Origin of the sequence: Frankia sp. AgKG'84/4 (genome assembly GCF_023242965.2) — a bacterium.
GTDB lineage: Bacteria > Actinomycetota > Actinomycetes > Frankiales > Frankiaceae > Frankia.
Genome location: NZ_JALKFU020000747.1, coordinates 1 through 503, shown reverse-complemented (window position 1 = coordinate 503; position 503 = coordinate 1). Strand labels below are relative to the sequence as shown.

At 79.1% G+C, this 503-nt stretch carries 1 pseudogene; it reads left to right on the top strand.

The annotated features are described in order from the left end of the window. Window positions 1-503, top strand: a pseudogene (locus MXD58_RS24930) (glycosyltransferase 87 family protein); the annotation flags it as partial.

Sequence of the window (503 nt, the reverse complement as noted above, 5' to 3'; positions counted from 1 at the left end):
CGTGGCGGGCGCGCCGCGTTCGCCATCGGGGTCGGGGCGCTGCTCAAGGTGTGGCCGGGGCTGCTGCTCGTCGCCCTGCCGCGGCCGGTGGGTCGGGGTCGGGGTCGGGGTCGGAGCCGGGGTCGGGGCTGGTCGTGGGCCGCGCTGGTCCGGGTCGCCGGTGGGCTGGTGATCGCGGTCGCGGCGCTCGCCGTCGTCGCGGCGCTCACCGGCTGGTGGCGGGACGTGTTTGGCTTCGTCGGCGCGCAGCGGGCCCGCGGGTTGCAGGTGGAGGCGGTCGCCGCGACCCCGTTCGTCCTCGCCCACCTGGCCGGGGGAGCGGCACCCACCTACTCGTATGGCTCGTTGCAGTTCGACGGCCCGGCGGCCCGAGCCGTCGCGACGGCCTGCTCGGCGGCCGAGGCGGTCGTGATCGTCGCTGCCGCGGTGTGGTGGTGGCTGCGGGCGCGGCCGGTGGCGGCCGGGAGGGCGGAGTCGGCCGGGAGGGCGGTGGCGGCCGGGAG